This is a genomic window from Pseudomonas sp. 9_2_1 (assembly GCF_059295275.1).
This window is the reverse complement of record NZ_CM181239.1, coordinates 4,351,789-4,371,524: the sequence shown is the minus strand read 5'-3', so window position 1 is coordinate 4,371,524 and position 19,736 is coordinate 4,351,789. Positions and strand designations below refer to the sequence as shown.

General features: G+C 63.7%; 16 protein-coding genes. 6 read left to right on the top strand and 10 right to left on the bottom strand.

Features of this window, described 5'->3' with window-relative positions:
• Positions 1-46: 46 nt before the first annotated feature.
• On the top strand, positions 47-2,431 hold the full coding sequence (locus AC5O5I_RS19915) for a sensor domain-containing diguanylate cyclase (RefSeq protein WP_494511418.1): 2,385 nt from the start codon (positions 47-49) through the stop codon (positions 2,429-2,431).
• A gap of 68 nt (positions 2,432-2,499) precedes the next feature.
• Here AC5O5I_RS19915 and dacB read toward each other — a convergent pair whose 3' ends face one another.
• From dacB to AC5O5I_RS19875, 8 genes are all read right to left on the bottom strand, one after another.
• Positions 2,500-3,957: a D-alanyl-D-alanine carboxypeptidase/D-alanyl-D-alanine endopeptidase gene (dacB, locus tag AC5O5I_RS19910; protein WP_172228269.1), complete on the bottom strand. Its 1,458-nt coding sequence runs from the start codon at positions 3,955-3,957 to the stop codon at positions 2,500-2,502.
• A gap of 200 nt (positions 3,958-4,157) precedes the next feature.
• Positions 4,158-4,502 carry a YggL family protein gene (locus tag AC5O5I_RS19905; RefSeq protein ID WP_172286470.1) on the bottom strand — a complete coding sequence of 115 codons (345 nt, stop codon included), beginning with the start codon at positions 4,500-4,502 and terminating at the stop codon, positions 4,158-4,160.
• 41 nt (positions 4,503-4,543) lie between these two features.
• Positions 4,544-8,173 carry an ATP-binding protein gene (locus AC5O5I_RS19900; RefSeq protein WP_494511417.1) on the bottom strand — a complete coding sequence of 1,210 codons (3,630 nt, stop codon included), beginning with the start codon at positions 8,171-8,173 and terminating at the stop codon, positions 4,544-4,546.
• A gap of 8 nt (positions 8,174-8,181) precedes the next feature.
• Entirely contained in the window at positions 8,182-8,799 is a 618-nt protein-coding gene (locus AC5O5I_RS19895; protein ID WP_172286472.1) for a response regulator transcription factor, read from the bottom strand.
• Positions 8,800-9,085: 286 nt separating this feature from the next.
• Positions 9,086-10,417, bottom strand: coding sequence for a deoxyguanosinetriphosphate triphosphohydrolase (locus AC5O5I_RS19890; protein WP_172229141.1), 1,332 nt, complete (start codon positions 10,415-10,417; stop codon positions 9,086-9,088).
• A 91-nt stretch (positions 10,418-10,508) separates the two neighbouring features.
• Positions 10,509-10,838: a hypothetical protein gene (locus AC5O5I_RS19885; RefSeq protein WP_172229139.1), complete on the bottom strand. Its 330-nt coding sequence runs from the start codon at positions 10,836-10,838 to the stop codon at positions 10,509-10,511.
• The gene (locus AC5O5I_RS19880; RefSeq protein ID WP_172229137.1) at positions 10,835-11,209 is read right to left on the bottom strand and encodes a phage holin family protein; all 375 of its coding nucleotides are present in this window, start codon (positions 11,207-11,209) and stop codon (positions 10,835-10,837) included. The genes AC5O5I_RS19885 and AC5O5I_RS19880 overlap by 4 nt, the downstream gene beginning before the upstream one ends.
• A 9-nt stretch (positions 11,210-11,218) precedes the next feature.
• Positions 11,219-11,533 carry an ElaB/YgaM/YqjD family protein gene (locus AC5O5I_RS19875; RefSeq protein ID WP_172229135.1) on the bottom strand — a complete coding sequence of 105 codons (315 nt, stop codon included), beginning with the start codon at positions 11,531-11,533 and terminating at the stop codon, positions 11,219-11,221.
• Positions 11,534-11,845: 312 nt separating this feature from the next.
• Between AC5O5I_RS19875 and AC5O5I_RS19870 the strand changes: the two genes are divergently transcribed.
• The 5 genes from AC5O5I_RS19870 to AC5O5I_RS19850 all read left to right on the top strand — a co-directional run bounded on the left by AC5O5I_RS19870 (position 11,846) and on the right by AC5O5I_RS19850 (position 15,216).
• Positions 11,846-13,054 (top strand): ammonium transporter, encoded by a 1,209-nt coding sequence (locus AC5O5I_RS19870; protein ID WP_172229133.1) that lies wholly within the window; start codon positions 11,846-11,848, stop codon positions 13,052-13,054.
• Between the two features lie 73 nt (positions 13,055-13,127).
• The gene (locus AC5O5I_RS19865) at positions 13,128-13,367 is read left to right on the top strand and encodes a glutaredoxin family protein (protein ID WP_172229131.1); all 240 of its coding nucleotides are present in this window, start codon (positions 13,128-13,130) and stop codon (positions 13,365-13,367) included.
• Between the two features lie 107 nt (positions 13,368-13,474).
• Positions 13,475-13,906: a D-Ala-D-Ala carboxypeptidase family metallohydrolase gene (locus AC5O5I_RS19860; protein ID WP_172229129.1), complete on the top strand. Its 432-nt coding sequence runs from the start codon at positions 13,475-13,477 to the stop codon at positions 13,904-13,906.
• A 65-nt stretch (positions 13,907-13,971) separates the two neighbouring features.
• Entirely contained in the window at positions 13,972-14,280 is a 309-nt protein-coding gene (locus AC5O5I_RS19855) for a transcriptional regulator (RefSeq protein WP_172229127.1), read from the top strand.
• Between the two features lie 51 nt (positions 14,281-14,331).
• Entirely contained in the window at positions 14,332-15,216 is an 885-nt protein-coding gene (locus AC5O5I_RS19850; protein WP_494511416.1) for a pseudouridine synthase, read from the top strand.
• A 57-nt stretch (positions 15,217-15,273) separates the two neighbouring features.
• Here AC5O5I_RS19850 and AC5O5I_RS19845 read toward each other — a convergent pair whose 3' ends face one another.
• Together AC5O5I_RS19845 and acnA are read right to left on the bottom strand one after the other, a co-directional pair.
• Positions 15,274-16,839 carry a methyl-accepting chemotaxis protein gene (locus AC5O5I_RS19845; RefSeq protein WP_172229123.1) on the bottom strand — a complete coding sequence of 522 codons (1,566 nt, stop codon included), beginning with the start codon at positions 16,837-16,839 and terminating at the stop codon, positions 15,274-15,276.
• Between the two features lie 139 nt (positions 16,840-16,978).
• Positions 16,979-19,720, bottom strand: coding sequence for an aconitate hydratase AcnA (gene acnA, locus AC5O5I_RS19840; RefSeq protein ID WP_172287926.1), 2,742 nt, complete (start codon positions 19,718-19,720; stop codon positions 16,979-16,981).
• Positions 19,721-19,736: the final 16 nt, after the last annotated feature.

Sequence of the window (19,736 nt, the reverse complement as noted above, 5' to 3'; positions counted from 1 at the left end):
GCAGGGCAAGATAATCCGCAGGACGCTGACGTGACGAGATGTGTGTATGTCAAAGCATGGCGTGCGTGCGAGGTTATCTGGCCTGTGCACAGAAGCGGTGTCCGCCTGGGCGCTCGCACTGGTGGCGCTGGTAGCGGGCGCTTTGTTGACGGCCGCCCTGGCGCTTGCCGCGCAGTCTTTATACAAGCAGCAGTTGCGCCAGCGTTTCGAGCTGCTGGCCAGCGAACGCTTCAGCCGTATCGCCGAGCGTTTTGACGAACAGCAGCAGCGCCTGGCCGGGCTGCGGCGGTTCTTCAGCTTCTCCCACGAAATTACCCCGCGCGAATTCGACGGTTATGCCCGGCCATTGCTCCACCGGACCTTGGCCTATGCCTGGGCGCCGCGGGTCGAAGCCGGGCAGCGGGCCGAGTTCGAGCGCCTGGCCGATTCCGGCTCGGGCTATGCGATCCGTGACCAGGACTCGCAAGGCCAGTGGCGCGATGCGCCACTGCGCGACCATTACTTCCCGGTGCTGTATACCCAGCCGGCTGAAATGCCCGGATTGCCGCCTGGTCTGGACCTGGCCGGGCAAGGTGTTCCTCAGGCGGCCCTTGCACGTGCCCTAGGACCGGACAGCATGGCGGTGTCCGAGCCAATTGCCCTGTTCGATGGCACCTCGGATGCGCGTGCCCTGCTGATGGTTGCGCCGGTGTTTTCCGATGCCAACCCCCACGGCGCGGCAGCGGGCTATGTGATGGCCTTGTTGAGCATGCGGCAGCTGGTCAGTGATGGCCGGCCGGTGGCGGCCGATGACAATCTGGTCGTTACTATTGTCGACCCGACCGGGCTGCAAGGCCCCGAAGTACTGTTCGACTCGCAGAACCAGGTCGCGCGTTTGTCATTGGCCAGCAACCGGCTGCTGCACCTGGCTGACCATCAATTCCAGTTGAGTATTCGACCGAGCCTGGCGTTCGTGCAGGCCAATCGTTCATCTGCGGTGCTGGCAATCAGCCTGCTGGGCGGGCTGTTGAGCCTGCTGCTCAGTGTCCTGCTGTACAGCCTGTTCAGCCAGAGGCAGCGTGCCCTGGCCCTCGTCGAGCAGCGCACCGCAGAGCTACGGGTCAGCGAGCAGTCGCTGCGTGGCACCCACAACCAGCTGCGCAGCGTGCTGGATGCTGCGACCCAGGTCGCCATCATCGCCACCAACCTCAAGGGCGTGGTCACTACCTTCAATGCCGGTGCCGAGCAGATGCTCGGCTATCCGGCCAGCGCGGCGATCGGCCAGTTGCGCCTTGAAAACCTGGTGCTCCCAGAGGAATTGAGCTTGCGTGCGCAGGCCATGAGCCTGCGCTTTGGTCGCCCCATTGCCGGCGGCCAAGCCATGTTTGCCGAGACGGTTCGGGAGCAGGGCTGCGAACCCGGCGAATGGACCTTGTTGCGCGCCGATGGCAGCCAGCTGGTGGCCAACATGCTGGTCACCGCCATGCTTGACGAGCAGGGTTTGTGGGTTGGCTACCTGGCCATTTGCATCGATGTGACCGAGCGGCGCCGGGTGCATGAGGCGCTGGCCGCGCGTGACCGCTTGCTGGAAAAGCTCAGTGCCGAGGTACCCGGTGGTATCTACCAGTATCGGCTGGATGCCGACGGCCACTCGTGCTTTCCGTACGCGAGCATGGGCCTGTACGACATCTACGAAGTCGATCTGCAGCAGTTGCGCGAAGATGCCACGCCGGTTTTCGAGCGTATTCACCCCGATGACCTGGACCGTGTGCGCCGTTCCGTCTGGTACTCGGCCGAACACCTGTCGCCCTGGCGGGAAGAATACCGCGTCTGCCTGCCACGGGCCGGCCTGCGCTGGGTGCGTGGCGAGGCCACACCGGAGGTGGGCGAGCAGGGCTGCACCCTGTGGCACGGCTATCTCACCGATATCTCCGACCTCAAGGGCGTGGAGGAGGAGTTACGGGCGCTGTCGGTCACCGACTCGCTGACCGGCATTCATAACCGCCGCTACTTCCAGGAGCGGCTCAAGGTGGAGCTGGAACGGGCTGATCGCGATGGCCTGGCGCTGGCGGTGATCATGCTCGACATCGATCACTTCAAGCGTATCAATGACCGCTTTGGCCATGCCGTGGGCGACCGGGTGCTGCGTAGCCTGTGTCAGCGCATCGGCCAGCGCTTGCGGCGTACCGATGTGTTCTGCCGGTTGGGGGGGGAGGAGTTCATGGTGCTGTGCCCGGGCAGCGATGCCGAGCAGGCACGGCTGCTGGCGCTGGAGTTGTGGCAAGGGCTGCGCAATCTGTCGGTGGAGGGGGTGGGCACGGTCACCGCGAGCTTTGGCGTGGCGGGGTGGCGGCCGGGGGAGGGCGCCGATGCGTTGCTGCTACGGGCCGATGCCGGGGTGTATGCGGCCAAGCAGGCCGGGCGGGACCGGGTGGAGGGCGAGTCGGCGTAACAGTTGTGGTTTGCCTGTCCCGGCGCTTCGCGGCGTTAGCCGCGCAAGCGCCGGGACGAACCGTGCAATCAGTTGGCAGCGGTGCTGCCGGCCAGCTTCGGCTGGCGATACAGGTCCAGCAGCACCTGGTCCAGCACTTGCGATGCGCCCCACGGTTTCGGGTCGTTGAGGATCGCCGCCACCGCCCAGGTATGGCCGTTGCTGTCACGGCTGAAGCCGGCAATCGCCCGCACGGTGTTCAGCGTGCCGGTCTTGATATGCCCTTCACCGGTCATGGCGGTGCGCTTCAGGCGCTTGCGCATGGTGCCGTCCATGCCCACCAGTGGCATCGAGCTCATGAATTCTGCCGCGTAGGGGCTTTTCCAGGCGGCCTGCAGCATCGCCGCCATTTCCCGGGTGCTGACCCGCTCGGCGCGCGACAGGCCAGAGCCGTTTTCCATCACCAGGTGTGGCGCGGTGATACCTTTTTTCGCCAGCCACTGGCGCACCACGCGCTGGGCGGCACGGGCATCGTCGCCATCGGCATCGGTGCGGAACTGCGCGCCCAGGCTGAGGAACAACTGCTGGGCCATGGTGTTGTTGCTGTACTTGTTGATGTCGCGGATCACTTCCACCAGGTCTGGCGAGAAGGCACGGGCCAGCAAGCGAGCGCTCTTGGGAACGTTTTCGACGCGGTCACCACCCTGGATGCTGCCACCCAGCTCGTTCCAGATTGCGCGGACGGCACCGGCAGCGTAAGTCGAGTGGTCGAGCAGCGACAGGTAGGTCTGCGAATTGCAGCCGTCACCCAGCTGGCCGCTGACCGTCACGCTGATGCCATCGGCCTGGGGTACCGGGTTGTAGCGCACATCACCGGTACACTGCCTGGACGCCACTGCCTTGACCTGGTTGTCGATGCGGATGCTGGCAATCGGTGGCTCGACCGCGATGGTGACTTTGCCGCCATCGTTGCGGGCCACGAAGCGCAGGGCCTTGAGGTTGACCAGCAGCGAGTCGGGCTTGACCAGAAAGGGTTTGTTAACATCGCCGCCGTCGTCGTTGAACTGCGGCAGGTTGGGTTGCACGAAATGACTGCGATCCAGCACCAGGTCACCGGTGATGGTGCGCACGCCGTTGGCGCGCAGGTCACGCATCAGCAGCCACAGTTTTTCCATGTTCAGTTTCGGGTCACCGCCACCTTTGAGGTACAGGTTGCCGTTGAGTACGCCGTTGCTCAGGGTGCCGTCGGTGTAGAACTCGGTTTTCCACTGGAAGGTCGGGCCCAGCAGTTCGAGGGCGGCGTAGGTGGTGACCAGTTTCATGGTCGAAGCCGGGTTCACTGAAACATCGGCATTGAACACGGTCGCGGTGCCGGGACCGTCCAGCGGCAGCATCACCAGTGACAAGGCGGTGTCTTGCAACTTGTTGGCCTTGAGGGCCTGCTGGACCTTGGCGGGGAGCGTGGTATTGACGGCGGCGGCCTGGCTGGGCAAGGCAAGTGGCAGCAGCAGGCCGGCAAGAATCAGGGGACGAAGCGTTTTGATCATAGCGAGTAAATACCCTGCGGCGAGGGGAATGGGCTTGGGGCTGTATGAGATGATGGCCCCACGACGAAAGCCTACGCATTATGCCCCAAGCGCAGCGATGATGCGCCACGTTCGACGGAAAAGCGCCCTTCCTGAAAAAGCACCGCGCATAAAAAAGGCCACCGCGAGGGTGGCCTTCTACCGATTGAACCAGGCGAGTATTACTCAGCCTTGTTGATCGGCTTTTCCGGGTACCAGGCGTCGAGCAGCGGGCTGACCTCGACTTTGGTCAGTTCGCTGCGACCTTTGAGCCAGGCTTCAACGGCAGCGCGTTGCTCTTCGCTGACTGAGCCGCGCTTGACCGAGCACACCAGGCCGAAATCGTCACCGCCTACATAGTCCAGGCCGTTGGCGTCCATGGCTTCAGCCAGAAACGCGTCGAGGAAAGCATCGATTGCCTGGTCATCCAGATCTTCCTTGAATTCCAGGTTCAGCTCGAAGCCCAATTCCTGAAACTCGTCGACACACAGCTTCTTGCGCAGACGACGGGAGCGGTTTGTGGCCATGAAACAATCCTCTTAGGTAATAACGCCGCGCAGTCTACCAGCTAACGCGCTTCGCTGCCTGCCTGAGTGCAGGTCGCTGCGGCCAGTTCCTTGGCCAGTGCGCGTTCCACCCGGCACATGTGCCGCGCCAGAGACTGGCGACGCAGGCGCAGCTGGGCGCAGGGCAAGCCACTGACCGCCAAGGCATCGCAGGCCGCCATCAGGCGGGGGGCTTCCAGCATGCGCGCGGCGCTGAGCACTTTGTGGGCGTGGTCGGCAATCGCAGGGCCGTCGTGCTCCGGGTGCAGCGCCATCAAGGTGGCCAGGTCGGCCTGCAGGCTCTGTTGCAACGCCAGCAGGAAGCGCTGGCGGTCGGCTGGCGCATGCCCGATGACTGCGGCCAGGCCGTCCAGGCTGTAGGGTGTGCGGCTGAGTTTTTTCTGCCGGCGCGGACGAATGCCCGCCAGGTGCTGGCTGAGGGTGCTCAGGCTGATGGGTTTGAGCAGGCAGTCATCCATGCCCGCACTCAAGCACTTGCGGTGTACTTCTGGCTGCGCGTTGGCGGTGTAGCCAAGGATGGTGCAGCGCAGACGCTTGCCATGGCGTTCTTCGGTGCGCACGGCGGTCGCCAGTTGATAACCGTTCATGTGCGGCATGTTGCAGTCGAGCACCAGCACATCGAAGTCGCCCGCCCGCCAGATGGCCAGGCCCTCGCGGCCATCGCGCGCGCAGGTGTGCTCCAGGTTCAGGTAGCCGAGCTGCTGCGCCATCAGTTCCAGGTTGGCCGGGTGGTCGTCGATCACCAGGACGTTCAGGCGTGGGTCGGGTACATCGAGGTGTTCAGGCAGCGGGGTGGGTGCTGCAGCATCAACCTGCTGCAGCGGCATCTTCATGCGCACCCGGGTGCCGACACTCTCCAGGCTTTTGATGCTCAGGCTGCCACCCATCATTTCGCACAGGTTGCGGCAGATCGCCAGGCCCAGCCCGGTACCCGCGCGGGCGCCCTGGCTGTGCGGGTTGGCCTGGATGAACGGGTTGAACAGGCGCTGCAGGTCATCGGCGTGGATGCCGATGCCACTGTCGCGCACTTCCAGCTCCAGCACTGCGGGCTTGCCGGTGTCGTCAGCCAGCAGGTCGACGCTGATGCGCACTCCGCCATGTTCGGTGAACTTGATGGCATTGCTCACCAGGTTGGACAGCACTTGCTTGAAGCGCAGCGGGTCGAGCCAGGCGTGGCAGCGTGCGGCCGGTGTGATCGTCACTTCCAGGGCCAGGCCTTTCTGCCGCGCCTGGCCATCGAAAATCCGCCCTACGGATTCAATCAGGGCGGCCAGGTCGACCGCCTCTGGCGCCAGTGACAAGTGCCCGGATTCGATGCGCACGATATCGAGGATATCGCCTATCAGGCCCAGCAGGTCCTTTGCCGAATGGTGGGCGAGCTCCAGTGCGCTGCGGTCCACCCTACCCTGGTCGGCGCGTTTTACCGCCAGTTCGAGCATGCCGATGACAGCATTCATCGGGGTGCGGATTTCGTGACTGATGGTGGCCAGGAAGGTGCTTTTGGCGCGGTTGGCATCGTCGGCCTGCTGCTTGGCCTGGCGCAGCTCCAGAACCAGTTGGCGGCGTTCGCTGATGTCGATCCAGCCGCCGATGATGCCGCGCACCTCACCCAGCGAGTCTCGGTAGGGGAGTATCCAGTGGTAGATGGTCATGTCCCGGCCCTTGATCCGGAGTGGCCGGTCCATGATCAGCGGCGAACCCTCGGCCATGACTTTCTGGTAGTCGGCCTGAATTTGCCGGCTCTGTTCGCTGTCGGCGAACAGGCTGCCGTCCAGCTGCTTGCCGATGATGTCGTCTGAGCGGGCCTGCACGGCTTCCAGGTAGCTGAAGTTGCAGCTTTGCAGGCAGCCCTCGCGGTCACGCACGTACATGGGGTGAGGCGTGCCATTGAGCAACGCGCGCATGAACGCGAGCTGGTCGTTCAGCGCGCGTTCGGCGCGTTGGCGCTGGCGAATCTGCAGGCGCAGCCGGGCGTTCCACAGCAGCGCCAGCAGCAGGAGCACGGCCGTACCCAGCACCACCTGCAGCGTCAGCCGACTGTAACCCTGGCCGTTACCGTCGTCATGCAGGCCGAAGCCGCGCCAGCGGTTGTTGATCACCCCCAGCTCTTCGGGCGAGATGCTCAGCAGGGCCTTGTCGAGGATCGACACCAGGGTCTGTGACGGTGCGCTGGTCGCCATGGCAAAGTTCGCCGGTTCGCTGCCGACGGTGGTGCGGATGACCAGCTCGGGGTTGCCGGCCAAGGCATGGTTGGCATCGATCAGGGTGGTGATGACGCCATCCACGGCGCCACTCTTGAGTAGCGCCAGGGAGTAGAACGCGCTTTCGGTTTCGACCCAGCCAATCTGCGGGTAATCCCGGGACAGCATGGCGTCCATGTCGCTGTAGCGCGTGATGGCGATGCGGTGCCCCTGCAACTGCTCCAGTGTGCCCAATGCCTTGCTGCCGTCGCGGCTGACCAGCACGTAGGCGCTTTCCAGATAAGGCCGGCTGATTTGCAGGTCGCCCTCGGGCACTCCGCCGCTGACCAACGCGGCGATGACATCCGCGCGGCCATCCTTGAGCCGGGCGAGCATGTCGGCGATGCCGCTGGCGCGCTGCACCTCGAATCGCAAGCCGGTGCGCAGGCGGATGAGCTCCAGCAGATCGGCGGTGATGCCACGAAAGTGCCCTGAACCATCGAAATAGGACAGCGGCGCAGCCGTATCATCGATCACCACGCGCATGACCGGGTGATCTTTGAGCCACTGCGCCTCGGCGGTGGTCAACTGCAGTTTGCGGTCGGTCAGCAACAGATCGCTGCCAGCGCTCCAGCGTTTGAAGATACTGGCGTGCACGGCCTGGGTCTGGCTGTCCAGGGTGGCATTCACCAGTTCCAGCAGCAGTGTGTCCTGCTGGCGCAAGGCAAAACCGAAGCCGATGGCCTCGTGCTTGCTGAAGTTGGCCATGCGCAGGCGGGGCAGGTGGCCGCGGCTGAGCTGGTAGTGAGTGGAGATGGTGTCGCCGATGAACACGTCGGCCTGGCCGAATGCCACGGCACTCAGGGCCTCGCTGGAAGAACCGAAAGCCTGCAGCCTGGCCTGGGGGTAGGTGCTGCGCACTTCCTGCCCCGGCAGATAATGGTAGAGCATACCCAGGCGCATGCCGCTCAGGCCCATGTCCAGCGCCCGGCTGTCGTCTTCACGCGTTACCAGCACTGGTTGATCGATGGCATAGGGCTGCGACAGCGCCAGGCCATCGCTGGCCGCTTCGTAACCGTTGGCGCTGCCCAGCAGGTCGATATCGCCGCGCCGCAGCGCCTCTACCGCCGCCTGGCGGCTGGAGAAACGCAGCACCCGCACCGGCAACTGCAAGGCTGCGCCGATCAGGCTTGCATACTCGGCGGTAAGACCCTGGTAGTCGCGCCCGCCACTGGTGATGTCGAATGGCGGGTAGTCCGGTGCCGAGGTGCCCAGCACCAGCTCCTGCCGGCTTTGCAGCCACTGCCGTTGTTCGAGGGTAAGCTCAGGCGGTGTCGGCCGGGCTGTCGAGCGTGCCAGCACTGCGTAGGTGGAGGTGTCGTGATGAGTCGCCTGTACCACGCCACTGCACAGCAGCAGGGCGAGCAGCAGGCGGGCGCCAGGGCGGGGCATGACCATGCTCAGACCAGCGCGTTGCGTTTGGCCATGTCGATCAGGTCGACCAGCGTATTGACCTTGAGTTTGTGCATGAGGCGCTTCTTGTAGGTACTGACGGTCTTGCTGCTGAGGAACATGCCCTTGGCAATATCCTTGTTGCAGCGACCCTGCGCAAAAAGTTGCAACACCATCAGTTCGCGGTCATTCACCTGGCGAAAGAGTTGCAGGTCGGCATCAACTGCCTGGTTGTGCTTGATTGCCTGGCTGGGGAAGTAGTTGTAGCCGGCCAGCACGGCCTTGATTGCACTGAGCAGTTCGTTGAGGTCTTCCTGCTTGCACACGAAGCCTGCGGCACCCGAATGCATGCAACGCACGGCGAACAACTCGGGAGACTGCGCAGTCAGCACCAGAACTTTCAGTGGCAAAGCCATGGCCTGGAAACGGGAAAGCACCTCCAGCCCGTCCAGCTTGGGAATGCTGATGTCGAGGATGACCAGGTCAGGGGCGGTTTCGCGAATCATCTGCATGGCGTCTACGCCGTTGTCCGATTCGCCGACGACCTTGTAGTTCTGGTTTTCCAGCAACATACGGACAGCCAGGCGGATGACGGGGTGATCGTCGACAATAAATATTGAATGCATGTTGAACTTCCCTGCGGGCGATGGAGGGTGGCAGGCAGCACCTTATCGCAGTTGGAAGTCGTCGGGCATACGAGGAAGGGCTATTAGCCCCATATGGGAAATGGCTTACAAGATAAAACAAAACAGACTACGAAATTGCCGTGTTCAATTCGATATCAGAGCGAGATTGGTAACTTTTCGGCGGTTTTTATTCGTGCTGTTTAGTTTGGTCGTTGTATATGTAGGAAGTTTCCTGCAATGCACGGGTGCGGCGCCGAGCGACGCCCATGCCACACCCGTGCCAGGTTCAGCTCGGGCTGGAGCGCCCGGTCATTTCCCGGGCCATTTCGCTGGCGTAGCTATCGGTCATGCCGGCAATGAAGTCGATCATGCGCAGAAAGGCGCTGTGCAGCGAACCGTGGGGGTCCGGCGCATTGTTGCCGATCAGGTCCAGCACCCGGCGGCTTTTGAAGGATGGGCTGCGCCCACCGTGCTGCTCCAGTGCAGCACCACAGAAGGTATTGAGCAGAATTTCCAGGGTGGTGTAGGCACCAATCTCGTGCAGGGTCTTGCGCTTGTCCTGGAAGATCTTGTTGCGCGCCATGTCCTTGGCCTGCAGCACGCAGCGCTTGGCCGGACCGTGCATGTGCTCGACCAGGTCGCCTGCCAGCTGCCCGGCCAGCAAGGCCCGCTGTTGTTCGACGAAGGCGTGGGCGGCGGCGTTGGTCAGGTGCTCGATGGCCTTGCCGCGCAGGATCGCCAGCTTGCGCCGACGGGAGTCCCTTGGACCTAGCTGGCGGTAGGTTTCCGGCAGGTCATCGCCGACCAGGTCCAGCAGCAACGCTTCGACTTCGGCGTATTGCAGCAGCTCCATTTCCAGGCCGTCTTCCAGGTCGATCAAGGCGTAGCAGATGTCATCGGCAGCCTCCATCAGGTACACCAGCGGGTGGCGGGCCCAGCGCTGGGGCTCCAGCTGCGGCAGGCCGAGCTTGCGGGCGATCTGCTCCAGCAGGGGCAGTTCGCTCTGGTAGCTGCCGAACTTGTGTTTCTTGTAACCCAAGGCGTCGGCGTGGCGAGCGCTCCAGGGGTACTTCAAATAGGTGCCCAGGGTGGCATAGGTCAGCCGGGTGCCGCCGTCAAACTGGTGATACTCCAGCTGGGTGAGTACGCGAAAACCCTGGGCGTTGCCTTCGAAGTTGAGGAAGTCTGCCCGCTCGTCGTCGCTCATGTCGTCCAGCCAGCCGCGCCCGGCGGCCTGCTGGAACCAGTGGCGGATGGCGTCCTCGCCCGAGTGCCCGAACGGCGGGTTGCCGATGTCGTGGGCCAGGCAGGCCGACTGCACGATCATGCCCAGGTCGCTGGGCGCGCACCAGTCCGGCAGGCTGTCGCGCAAGGTTTCGCCAACGCGCATGCCCAGGGAGCGGCCAACGCAACTGACTTCCAGCGAGTGGGTCAGGCGGGTGTGGATGTGGTCGTTGCTGGAAACCGGGTGCACCTGGGTCTTGCGCCCGAGGCGGCGGAATGCTCCGGAGAAGATGATGCGGTCGTGGTCTTTGTGAAAAGGGCTGCGGCCGAGCTCATCGGCGCTGTACAACGCTTTGCCCAGGCGTTCGCGGGTCAACAGGGTGTTCCATTCCAAGGCGCGGTCTCCGGTAGGTCGGTGAGCAGAGCATATCCTGCAAGCGCGGCCTTGTTTCGCGAAAGGGCCGCAACGCGGCCCTGCGCTCAGGTCACGGCCGGCGGTCGCCTTGCAGGTACAGGCGCACCAGCGGCAGCAGGCTGCTGCCCAGGCGTACAAGACGGGTCAGGTTGCCGCTGCGCACACCCTTGCCGGTCAGGAAGCCCAGCGCCACCACGGCGCCAATCCCCCACAGCGGCGCATGCTTGATGCCCAGCCCGCCCTGCAGCGAGCTGCCCATGCCGCGCACGCGGCGCAGTGGCTCGAGCAGTTGCCCGGACTCATGCCGGATTTCCTGGCGGTGCATTTCCATGCGCAGGCGCAGCAGCGCCTTGCGCAGTTCGCGCGGGTTACGTGTGTTGGGTAGTTCTGGCAGGTTCATGGCAACAGGCGCTCCCGGTCCTTGGCGAGTTCCTCGAGGGTGGCGCCGAACGGCGACGACTCGTCGAATACCGCCGCTTTCAGGCGAATCCCGCAATACAGCGCGGCCATCCCGTAGAACACGCACAGGCCGATGATGCCGGCCAGGCGATAGCTGTCCCACAGCAGCACCAGCAACAATCCGGACAGTGCGGTAAGCAACAGCAAGGCAAAAACCAGGGCGAGGCCTGCGAACAGCAGCAGGCTCAGGGTGCGCCCTTTCTGCTCCTGCAACTCGATGCCGAACAGTTCGATGTGGCTGTGCAGCAGCCCCAGCGCGGCCGCGCCCAGGCGCTTGCCCGAGGCGCTGGCGCCGTTGGCGTCATTCTCCATGGGATCCCCTCAGCGCCGGTTAGCCATCAGGCCGATCAACAGCCCGACGCCGGCGGCGATTCCGATCGCCTGCCACGGGTTGTCCTGCACGTACTGCTCGGCGCTGCCCAGCGCCGCCTGGCCGCGTTCACGCACCGAGTCCTGGGTCAGCTGCAGGGTTTCGCGGGCCTGGGCCAGGCGGTCGTGGATCTGCCCGCGCAGTTCGTCTGCCTGGTCGCCCGCCAGGTTGGCGGTGTCGGCCAGCAGCCTCTCGGTGTCGCGCACCAAGGCCTGGAAGTCAGCCATCAATATCTCTTGAGCAGTCTTTGCCGATTTGCTGGCCATGGGCCTCTCCCTGTTGATGAGTGTTGGTAGTTCGAGTGATAGCACACGCGGAAGGTTCAAGTGCCGATGCTGGTATGGGCCTTGCTAAGTCTTTGCCACGTTGCGGGGCGCCATAGGCGGTTTTTGCGCCGATTCAGGGCGCCAGCGCAGCGGGTTCCGATAAACCTTAACCCAATCCACGACAAACCCAAGAAAAAACCACGCAGGCTCCGCCCGGCACACCGAAACAGGGCAGGGGGTTGGCACCGAATCGGTGCATGGATGCAGGTTCTTGAACTGTCCTGGTGCCTTTTCAGCAGGTCTGCCTGATTCATGGAAAACATGCATAGTGCGATGGACTCCCTGGTCCACGGTTCCAATACCCTGTTCATTCTCATGGGCGCCATTCTGGTGCTGGCCATGCATGCAGGCTTCGCCTTTCTCGAAGTGGGCACGGTGCGTCACAAGAACCAGGTCAACGCCTTGTCGAAAATCCTCAGCGACTTTGCCATCTCGGCGCTGGTGTACTTCTTCATCGGTTACTGGATCGCCTATGGGGTCAATTTTTTCCAGCCGGCGGCAACGCTGGCTGCCGACCATGGGTATGCGCTGGTCAAGTGCTTCTTCCTGCTGACCTTCGCTGCGGCAATCCCTGCGATCATCTCTGGGGGCATTGCCGAGCGGGCGCGCTTTGTGCCGCAGTTGTGTGCCACGGCGTTGATCGTGGCGTTCGTCTATCCCTTCTTCGAGGGTGTGGTCTGGAACGGCAACCTTGGCCTTCAGGCCTGGTTGCAGGCACGTTTCGGAGCACCGTTCCATGACTTTGCAGGTTCCGTGGTGGTGCATGCCATGGGCGGCTGGCTGGCGCTGGCGGCGGTGTTGCTGCTGGGCCCACGCCGCGGGCGCTACCGCGACGGCCGGCTGGTGGCGTTTGCGCCTTCAAGCATTCCCTTCCTGGCGCTGGGGTCGTGGATCCTGATCATCGGCTGGTTCGGGTTCAACGTGATGAGCGCCCAGACCCTGCAGGGTGTCAGCGGCCTGGTCGCGATCAACTCGCTGATGGCCATGGTTGGCGGCACTTTGTCTGCTTTGCTGGCCGGGCGTAACGACCCGGGCTTTTTGCATAACGGGCCGCTGGCAGGGTTGGTAGCGATCTGCGCCGGTTCCGACCTGATGCACCCGATCGGCGCACTGGCCACCGGTCTGCTCGCGGGCGCGTTGTTCGTCTGGACATTTACCGCCGCACAAAATCGCTGGAAGATCGACGACGTTCTGGGGGTGTGGCCTCTGCATGGCCTGTGCGGGGTGTGGGGTGGCATTGCCTGCGGTGTCTTCGGCCAGGCTGCCCTGGGCGGAATGGGTGGTGTCAGCCTGAGCAGCCAGTTGCTGGGTAGCCTGATGGGGGTGCTGGTGGCATTAGCCGGCGGTTTTGCCATTTACGGCGCGATCCGGGCAGTGCATGGCTTGCGCCTGAGCCATGAGCAGGAGTTCCAGGGGGCGGACCTCTCGCTGCACCGGATTGGTGCCACCAGCCAGGATTGAGCCAGGTCAGGTGCAGGGTGGCCGGGACAGACCTAGAATAGGCATTTCTCAATGCCAAACCGGGACCTGCCCCATGCTGCCTGAATGCCAATTGTTCGGCACCCTCGGTTGCCACCTGTGTGAAGTGGCCGAGGCGGTGCTGATGCCTTTCGTCGACCGTGGGCTGCTGGTGGAGCTGGTCGATATCGCTGAACGCGAACACTTGTTCGAGCGCTATGGCCTGATCATTCCAGTGCTGCGACGCTGCGATAACGGTGCCGAGTTGCACTGGCCGTTCGATGCCGAACAGGTCGTGGCGTTTCTAGCGCAATGATGGCAGCAGAGGATCTGTAACCCTGCTCCATGCAGCGTGAGACGAGCTGATGATCAGGTGTCGGCCCCGCAGGGCCGGCACCCTCTCTATCGTCGGAATCGCTCGCCATGCTTATCACGCCACATTTCACGCTCGATGAAATGACCTTTTCCCAGCTCGCCGCCAGGGACGGGTCCGATAACACCCCCCCTCCCGAAGCCAGGGCCAATCTGCAATTGTTGTGTGAGACGCTTGAGCAGGTGCGCTCGCTGTTCGGCGCGCCAATCGTTATCAGTAGCGCTTTTCGCAGTGAAAAGGTCAACCGGTTGATTGGTGGGGCCTCGAATAGCCAGCATGTGCAAGGGCTGGCGGCCGATTTCACGGTAATTGAAGTCGGCCCGCGTGAAACCGTGCGGCGCATCAGCGAAAGTGCCGTGCCGTTCGATCAGCTCATCCTCGAGTACGACCAGTGGGTGCATCTGTCCGTGACCCGCGGCACGCCCCGCCGCCAGGTGTTGACCATCCGTAAGGGCGGCCGCTACCTGGCGGGGCTGCAATGAGCCACGTTGACGGCGACAAGGGGAAGTTCGTATGCTGTATATAAATACAGTATCGAGGTAACAGCATGCTCAACGTCGAGCAACTCAAGTACAGCGTCAACCGAATGCCCGTGGACCGGGTGGCCGACGCCGTTCTGGAACTGCGCCTCGAAGGCCTGGTGACCGATGACCGCACGCCATTTGGCAAGGTCCATTTCAATACCTGCTTTGCCGAAATCGAGGCCTTGTTCCAGCGCGCCGGCTACCACCGTGGGCTGGACGTGGTGGGTTACCAGGGGTTGCTTTACGCACTCTACGACCCTGGTCGCTGGGAGCCGGTGCAGGTGCTGCGCTGGCTCAAGGAACGCAGCGAGGCGATTTCCCAGGCTGGTTGAGGGCGTGGGCTTGGGCGATAATGCGCGGCCGTGATCGTTTCGAGTAGTGCCATGACCCCCTCTTTCGACCCCGCCCACCAGCAAGCCAGTACGGTATGCCTGCCACCCGGTAACTGGGCGACGGTTCTCGACTGCCTGTGTGATCACTTCAAGGCCATCGACCGGGACCAGTGGCTCGACCGGTTTGCCCGTGGCCGCGTGCTGGATGCCTGCGGCCGGGCGATTGCGGCCGAATTGCCCTACAAGCGGGGCATGCGTGTGCACTACTTTCGCGAAGTGCCAAACGAACGGCCGATTCCGGTGCAGGAGGTGGTGCTGCACGTGGACGAGCACCTGGTGGTGGCCGACAAGCCGCACTTTCTGCCGGTGACGCCGACCGGGGAGTACGTCGAGCATACCTTGCTGCGCCGGCTGATCCGCCGCTTGGGCAACCCGCACCTGGTGCCGTTGCACCGCATCGACCGGCATACCGCCGGGCTTGTGCTGTTTTCCGCCAACCCGCACACCCGCAGTGCCTACCAGCGGCTGTTCCCCGAACGGCGCATCGACAAGCGCTATCAGGCCATTGCTGCTGCCATGCCGCAGCGTGCGTTTCCGTTGGTGCACAAAAGCCGCCTGGTCCATGGCGAGCCGTTCTTCCGCATGCATGAAGTAGAAGGGGAGGCCAACAGCGAAACCCTGGCCGAAGTGCTGGAGAAGAATGGGGAGTTGTGGCGCTACGGGTTGTCGCCGGTGACGGGCAAGACCCATCAGCTACGTGTGCACATGGCCGCCCTGGGCGCCGGGATCAGCAACGACCCGTTCTATCCGCAGTTGCTACAGGTGGAAGATGACTACCAGCGGCCGCTGAAACTTCTGGCCCAGAGCCTGCGCTTCGAGGACCCGTTGAGCGGGGAAGTGCGCTGTTTCGAGAGCCGCTTGCAGCTGGATTGGTAAGCAGCGACATGCAGGCGCGGCTAAGCCCGCGCCTGCATCGAACGTCAGGCTCTGCCCTTAGCGGTTGAACCGTTCCACCAGCGAGTACTGGCTACCCGCCGTGCTGGTCAGCTCCTCGCTGAGCAGGGCCGAGTGCTGCGCCTGTTCGGCGGTCTGGTCGGCCAGTTCGGCGATGGTGCTGATGTTACGGCTGATCTCGTCTGCGACCGCCGTCTGTTCTTCGGTTGCGGCAGCAATCTGGGTGGCCATGTCGGTGATGTTGGCGACCGCTTCGCTGATGCCCACCAGGGCTTCGTCAGCCTGCATCACCCGGTCGACCCCTTCCTGCGCCTGGCGGTGACCGGTTTCCATGGTCAGCACGGCATTGCTGGCGGTTTGTTGCAGCTTGGCGATCAGGCCATGGATCTGCCCGGTGGATTCAGCGGTACGCTGTGCCAACTGCCGCACCTCGTCGGCCACCACGGCAAAGCCGCGGCCCATTTCCCCGGCTCGCGCCGCCTCGATGGCCGCGTTCAGCGCCAGCAGATTGGTCTGGTCGGCAATGCCCTTGATCACATCGACCACGCCACCAATCTCGTCGCTGTCCTTGGCCAGTTGCGTGACCGTCTGGCCGGTTTCGCCCACTGCCGCCGACAGGCGTTCAATGGCTTCGCGGGTTTCCCCGGCAATCTGCCGGCCCTGGGTGGTCAGGCGGTTGGCTTCCTGGGTGGCATCGGCGGTGCGTTGCACGTGGTTGGCCACTTCCTGGGTGGTGGCTGCCATCTGGTTGACCGCTGCGGCGACCTGCTCGGTTTCTACCCGCTGGCGCTCCAGGCCCGAAGAGCTTTTGTGCGCCAGGGCATCGGACTGACGGGCCTGGTCACTGAGGTGCTCGGCACTGTCCTGCAAGCGGGTCAGGCAGGTTTTCATGCGCGCGTCCTGGCTGAGCATGGCCATTTCCAGGCGCGCCTGCACGCCCCGGCTGTCGGTGAACATCTGCGCGATCAGTGGGTCGGAGGTGGTTTGTTCGGCCAGGCGCAGCAGGCGCTTGAGGCCGCGCTGCTGCCAGCTCAGGCCGAGTAGCCCGAGCGGAACCGAAAGCCCGGCGGCCAGGGCGAAGCCCCAGGAATGGCCAAGCCAGTTACCGATCAGGAAGCCCATCTGGCTGATCAGGATGAACGGCAGCCAGTCCTGCAGCACGGGCAGCCACTTGTCACGGCGCGGCACCGCCGGCTTGCCCTGGTTGAGGCGCTGGTACAACGCCTCGGCGCGACGGATCTGTTCGGCAGTGGGTTTGACCCGCACCGACTCGAAGCCGACGACCTGGTTGTTGTCGTAGATCGGCGTGACATAGGCGTTGACCCAGTAATGGTCGCCGGACTTGCAACGGTTCTTGACGATCCCCATCCACGGCTGGCCCTGTTTGAGCGTTTGCCACATATGGGCGAACACGGCAGGCGGAACGTCGGGATGGCGGACCAGGTTGTGCGGTGCGCCGGTCAGCTCTTCGCGGGTGAAACCACTGATATCGATGAAGGCATCGTTGCAGTAGGTAATCACGCCTTTGGCATTGGTGGTGGAGATCAACCGCTGCTGGGCAGGGAAAGTCCGTTCTCTCTGGGTAATCGGCTGGTTGTTACGCATGGCTTGTAAGTCCGCAGGGCTTTGGAGAGGTATCGGCAAGCCACGGCTTTTGTTGAATGGATATTTTTGTCAGATCGAGCGCCGCGCAGGCGGCGCCCGATCTCAGGAGCACCTGGAATCCAGAGCCAGACCTGCCGCCTCAGCCCGCGATCAGTTGGCGCAGCACATAATGCAGAATTCCACCCGCCTTGAAGTATTCAACCTCGTTCAGGGTGTCGATCCGGCACAGCACCTCGATCTGCTCCTGCTGCCCATCCGCGCGGGTGATGCGCAGGGGCAGGCTCATGCCGGGACGGATTTGCGCGCTGTCCAGGCCTAATACATCGATTTTCTCGTTCCCGGTCAGCCCCAGTTGCTTGCGATCGTGCCCGGCCGTGAACTGCAGCGGCAGTACACCCATGCCCACCAGGTTGGAGCGGTGGATGCGCTCGAAACTTTCCGCCAGCACAGCCTTGACCCCCAGCAGATTGGTGCCCTTGGCCGCCCAGTCGCGGCTTGAGCCGGTGCCGTATTCCTGGCCGGCGATCACCACCAGCGGGGTGCCTTCCTGCTGGTAGCGCATGGCCGCGTCATAGATCGACAGTTTGTCGCCGCTGGGGATGTGCAGGGTGTTGCCACCTTCCTCGCCCGCCAGCATTTCGTTGCGGATACGGATGTTGGCAAAGGTGCCACGCATCATCACCTCATGGTTGCCACGCCGTGAGCCATAGGAGTTGAAGTCGCGTGGCTCTACACCCTGCTCGCGCAGGTAACGTCCGGCGGGGCTGTCGGCCTTGATGTTGCCGGCGGGTGAAATGTGGTCGGTGGTCACCGAGTCGCCCAGCAGCGCCAGAATCCGCGCGTCATGAATGTCGGCGATCTGCGGCGGCGGGCCGCCGATGCCGTCGAAGAAGGGCGGGTGCTGGATATAGGTGGAGTCCGCCTGCCACACATAGGTCGCAGCCTGTGGCACCTCGATGGCTTGCCATTGGGCATCGCCGGCGAACACTTCGGCGTACTCCTTGTGGAACATTGCCGTGTCGACCTTGGCCACGGCCTCGGCGATTTCCTGCTGGGTGGGCCAGATGTCGCGCAGGTAGACAGGGTGGCCGTCCTTGCCGGTGCCGAGTGGGTCACGGGTAAGGTCCAGGCGCACGCTACCGGCCAGGGCGTAGGCCACTACCAGGGGCGGCGAGGCCAGCCAGTTGGTCTTGACCAAGGGGTGCACGCGTCCTTCGAAGTTGCGATTGCCGGACAGCACCGAGGCCACGGTCAGGTCGGCGCTGCCGATGGCCTTCTCGATCGGCTCGTCCAGCGGCCCGGAGTTGCCGATGCAGGTAGTGCAGCCGTAACCGACCAGGTCGAAGCCCAGCTGGTCGAGGTACGGGGTGAGCCCGGCTGCGTTGAAGTACTCGGTGACGACCTTGGAGCCCGGCGCCAGCGAGCTCTTGACCCACGGCTTGCGTTTCAGGCCTTTTTCCAGGGCCTTTTTCGCCACCAGGCCGGCGGCCATCATCACGCTGGGGTTGGAGGTGTTGGTGCACGAGGTGATCGCGGCGATTACCACGGCCCCATCACGCAGGGTGTGAGTCTGCTCCTGATGGGTGTAATCAATCTCGCCGGCCTGATCGGCGTTGCCCACCGCCACGCCACCGCCGCCTTCGCTTTCCAGGCGGCCGACTTCCTTGGCCAGCGGTTTGGGTTGCAGCTCGATGAAATGGTTGAAGGCTTGGCTGACCTCGCCCAGCGCCACACGGTCCTGCGGCCGTTTCGGCCCGGCCAGGCTGGCTTCGACCTGGTGCATGTCCAGCGCCAGGCTGTCGCTGAACAGCGGCTCCTGGCCCGGCAGGCGCCACAGGCCTTGGGTTTTGCAGTATTGCTCGACCAGTTGCACGGTCGCCTCGGGGCGGCCGGAAAGGCGCAGGTAGTCCAGTGTGACCTGGTCGACCGGGAAGAACCCACAGGTGGCGCCGTATTCGGGGGCCATGTTGGCAATGGTAGCGCGGTCGGCCAAGGGCAGCTCAGCCAGGCCGTCGCCGTAGAATTCCACGAACTTGCCCACCACGCCTTTCTTGCGCAGCATCTGGGTGACTGTCAGCACCAGGTCGGTGGCGGTGATGCCTTCGCGCAACTTGCCGGTCAGCTTGAATCCAATCACTTCAGGGATCAGCATCGACACGGGCTGGCCGAGCATGGCTGCCTCTGCCTCGATGCCGCCGACACCCCAGCCTAGTACGCCAAGGCCATTGATCATGGTGGTGTGCGAATCGGTGCCGACCAGCGTGTCGGGGAAGGCATAGGTGCGGCCATCTGCTTCGCGGGTCCAGACCGTGCGGCCCAGATATTCCAGGTTCACCTGGTGGCAGATGCCGGTACCCGGCGGCACCACGCGGAAGTTGTCAAAGGCGCTCTGGCCCCAACGCAGGAACGCGTAGCGCTCGCCATTGCGCTGCATTTCGATATCGACGTTTTCGCTGAATGCCTGCGGGGTGCCGTAGCGGTCGACCATCACCGAGTGGTCGATGACCAGGTCAACGGGGGACAGCGGGTTGATCCGCTGTGGGTCGCCACCGGCCTTGGCCATGGCCGCGCGCATGGCGGCCAGGTCGACCACCGCCGGCACGCCGGTAAAGTCCTGCATCAGCACCCGTGCCGGGCGGTACTGGATTTCGCGATCGGAGCGCCGATCGCTCAGCCACTGGGCGACGGCGCGCAGGTCGTCGCCGCTGACGGTCTTGCCGTCTTCCCAGCGCAGCAGGTTTTCCAGCAGCACCTTCAGCGACATGGGCAGGCGCTGCAGATCACCCAGCTGGCGGGCAGCCTCAGCAAGGCTGAAGTAATGGTAGGTCTGATCGCCGACCTTGAGGGGCTTGAGGGTGTTCAGGCTATCGAGCGAGGGCATTGCCAACTCCTTCTGC

Coding starts and splice junctions, on each gene's coding strand:
- acnA (WP_172287926.1), bottom strand. CDS start 19,720: ATGCCCTCGCTCGATAGCCTGAACACCCTCAAGCCCCTCAAGGTCGGC.
- AC5O5I_RS19895 (WP_172286472.1), bottom strand. CDS start 8,799: ATGCATTCAATATTTATTGTCGACGATCACCCCGTCATCCGCCTGGCT.
- AC5O5I_RS19875 (WP_172229135.1), bottom strand. CDS start 11,533: ATGGCCAGCAAATCGGCAAAGACTGCTCAAGAGATATTGATGGCTGAC.
- AC5O5I_RS19845 (WP_172229123.1), bottom strand. CDS start 16,839: ATGCGTAACAACCAGCCGATTACCCAGAGAGAACGGACTTTCCCTGCC.
- AC5O5I_RS19885 (WP_172229139.1), bottom strand. CDS start 10,838: ATGAACCTGCCAGAACTACCCAACACACGTAACCCGCGCGAACTGCGC.
- AC5O5I_RS19900 (WP_494511417.1), bottom strand. CDS start 8,173: ATGCCCCGCCCTGGCGCCCGCCTGCTGCTCGCCCTGCTGCTGTGCAGT.
- dacB (WP_172228269.1), bottom strand. CDS start 3,957: ATGATCAAAACGCTTCGTCCCCTGATTCTTGCCGGCCTGCTGCTGCCA.
- AC5O5I_RS19905 (WP_172286470.1), bottom strand. CDS start 4,502: ATGGCCACAAACCGCTCCCGTCGTCTGCGCAAGAAGCTGTGTGTCGAC.
- AC5O5I_RS19860 (WP_172229129.1), top strand. CDS start 13,475: ATGCTTATCACGCCACATTTCACGCTCGATGAAATGACCTTTTCCCAG.
- AC5O5I_RS19865 (WP_172229131.1), top strand. CDS start 13,128: ATGCTGCCTGAATGCCAATTGTTCGGCACCCTCGGTTGCCACCTGTGT.
- AC5O5I_RS19850 (WP_494511416.1), top strand. CDS start 14,332: ATGACCCCCTCTTTCGACCCCGCCCACCAGCAAGCCAGTACGGTATGC.
- AC5O5I_RS19855 (WP_172229127.1), top strand. CDS start 13,972: ATGCTCAACGTCGAGCAACTCAAGTACAGCGTCAACCGAATGCCCGTG.
- AC5O5I_RS19880 (WP_172229137.1), bottom strand. CDS start 11,209: ATGGAGAATGACGCCAACGGCGCCAGCGCCTCGGGCAAGCGCCTGGGC.
- AC5O5I_RS19915 (WP_494511418.1), top strand. CDS start 47: ATGTCAAAGCATGGCGTGCGTGCGAGGTTATCTGGCCTGTGCACAGAA.
- AC5O5I_RS19870 (WP_172229133.1), top strand. CDS start 11,846: ATGGAAAACATGCATAGTGCGATGGACTCCCTGGTCCACGGTTCCAAT.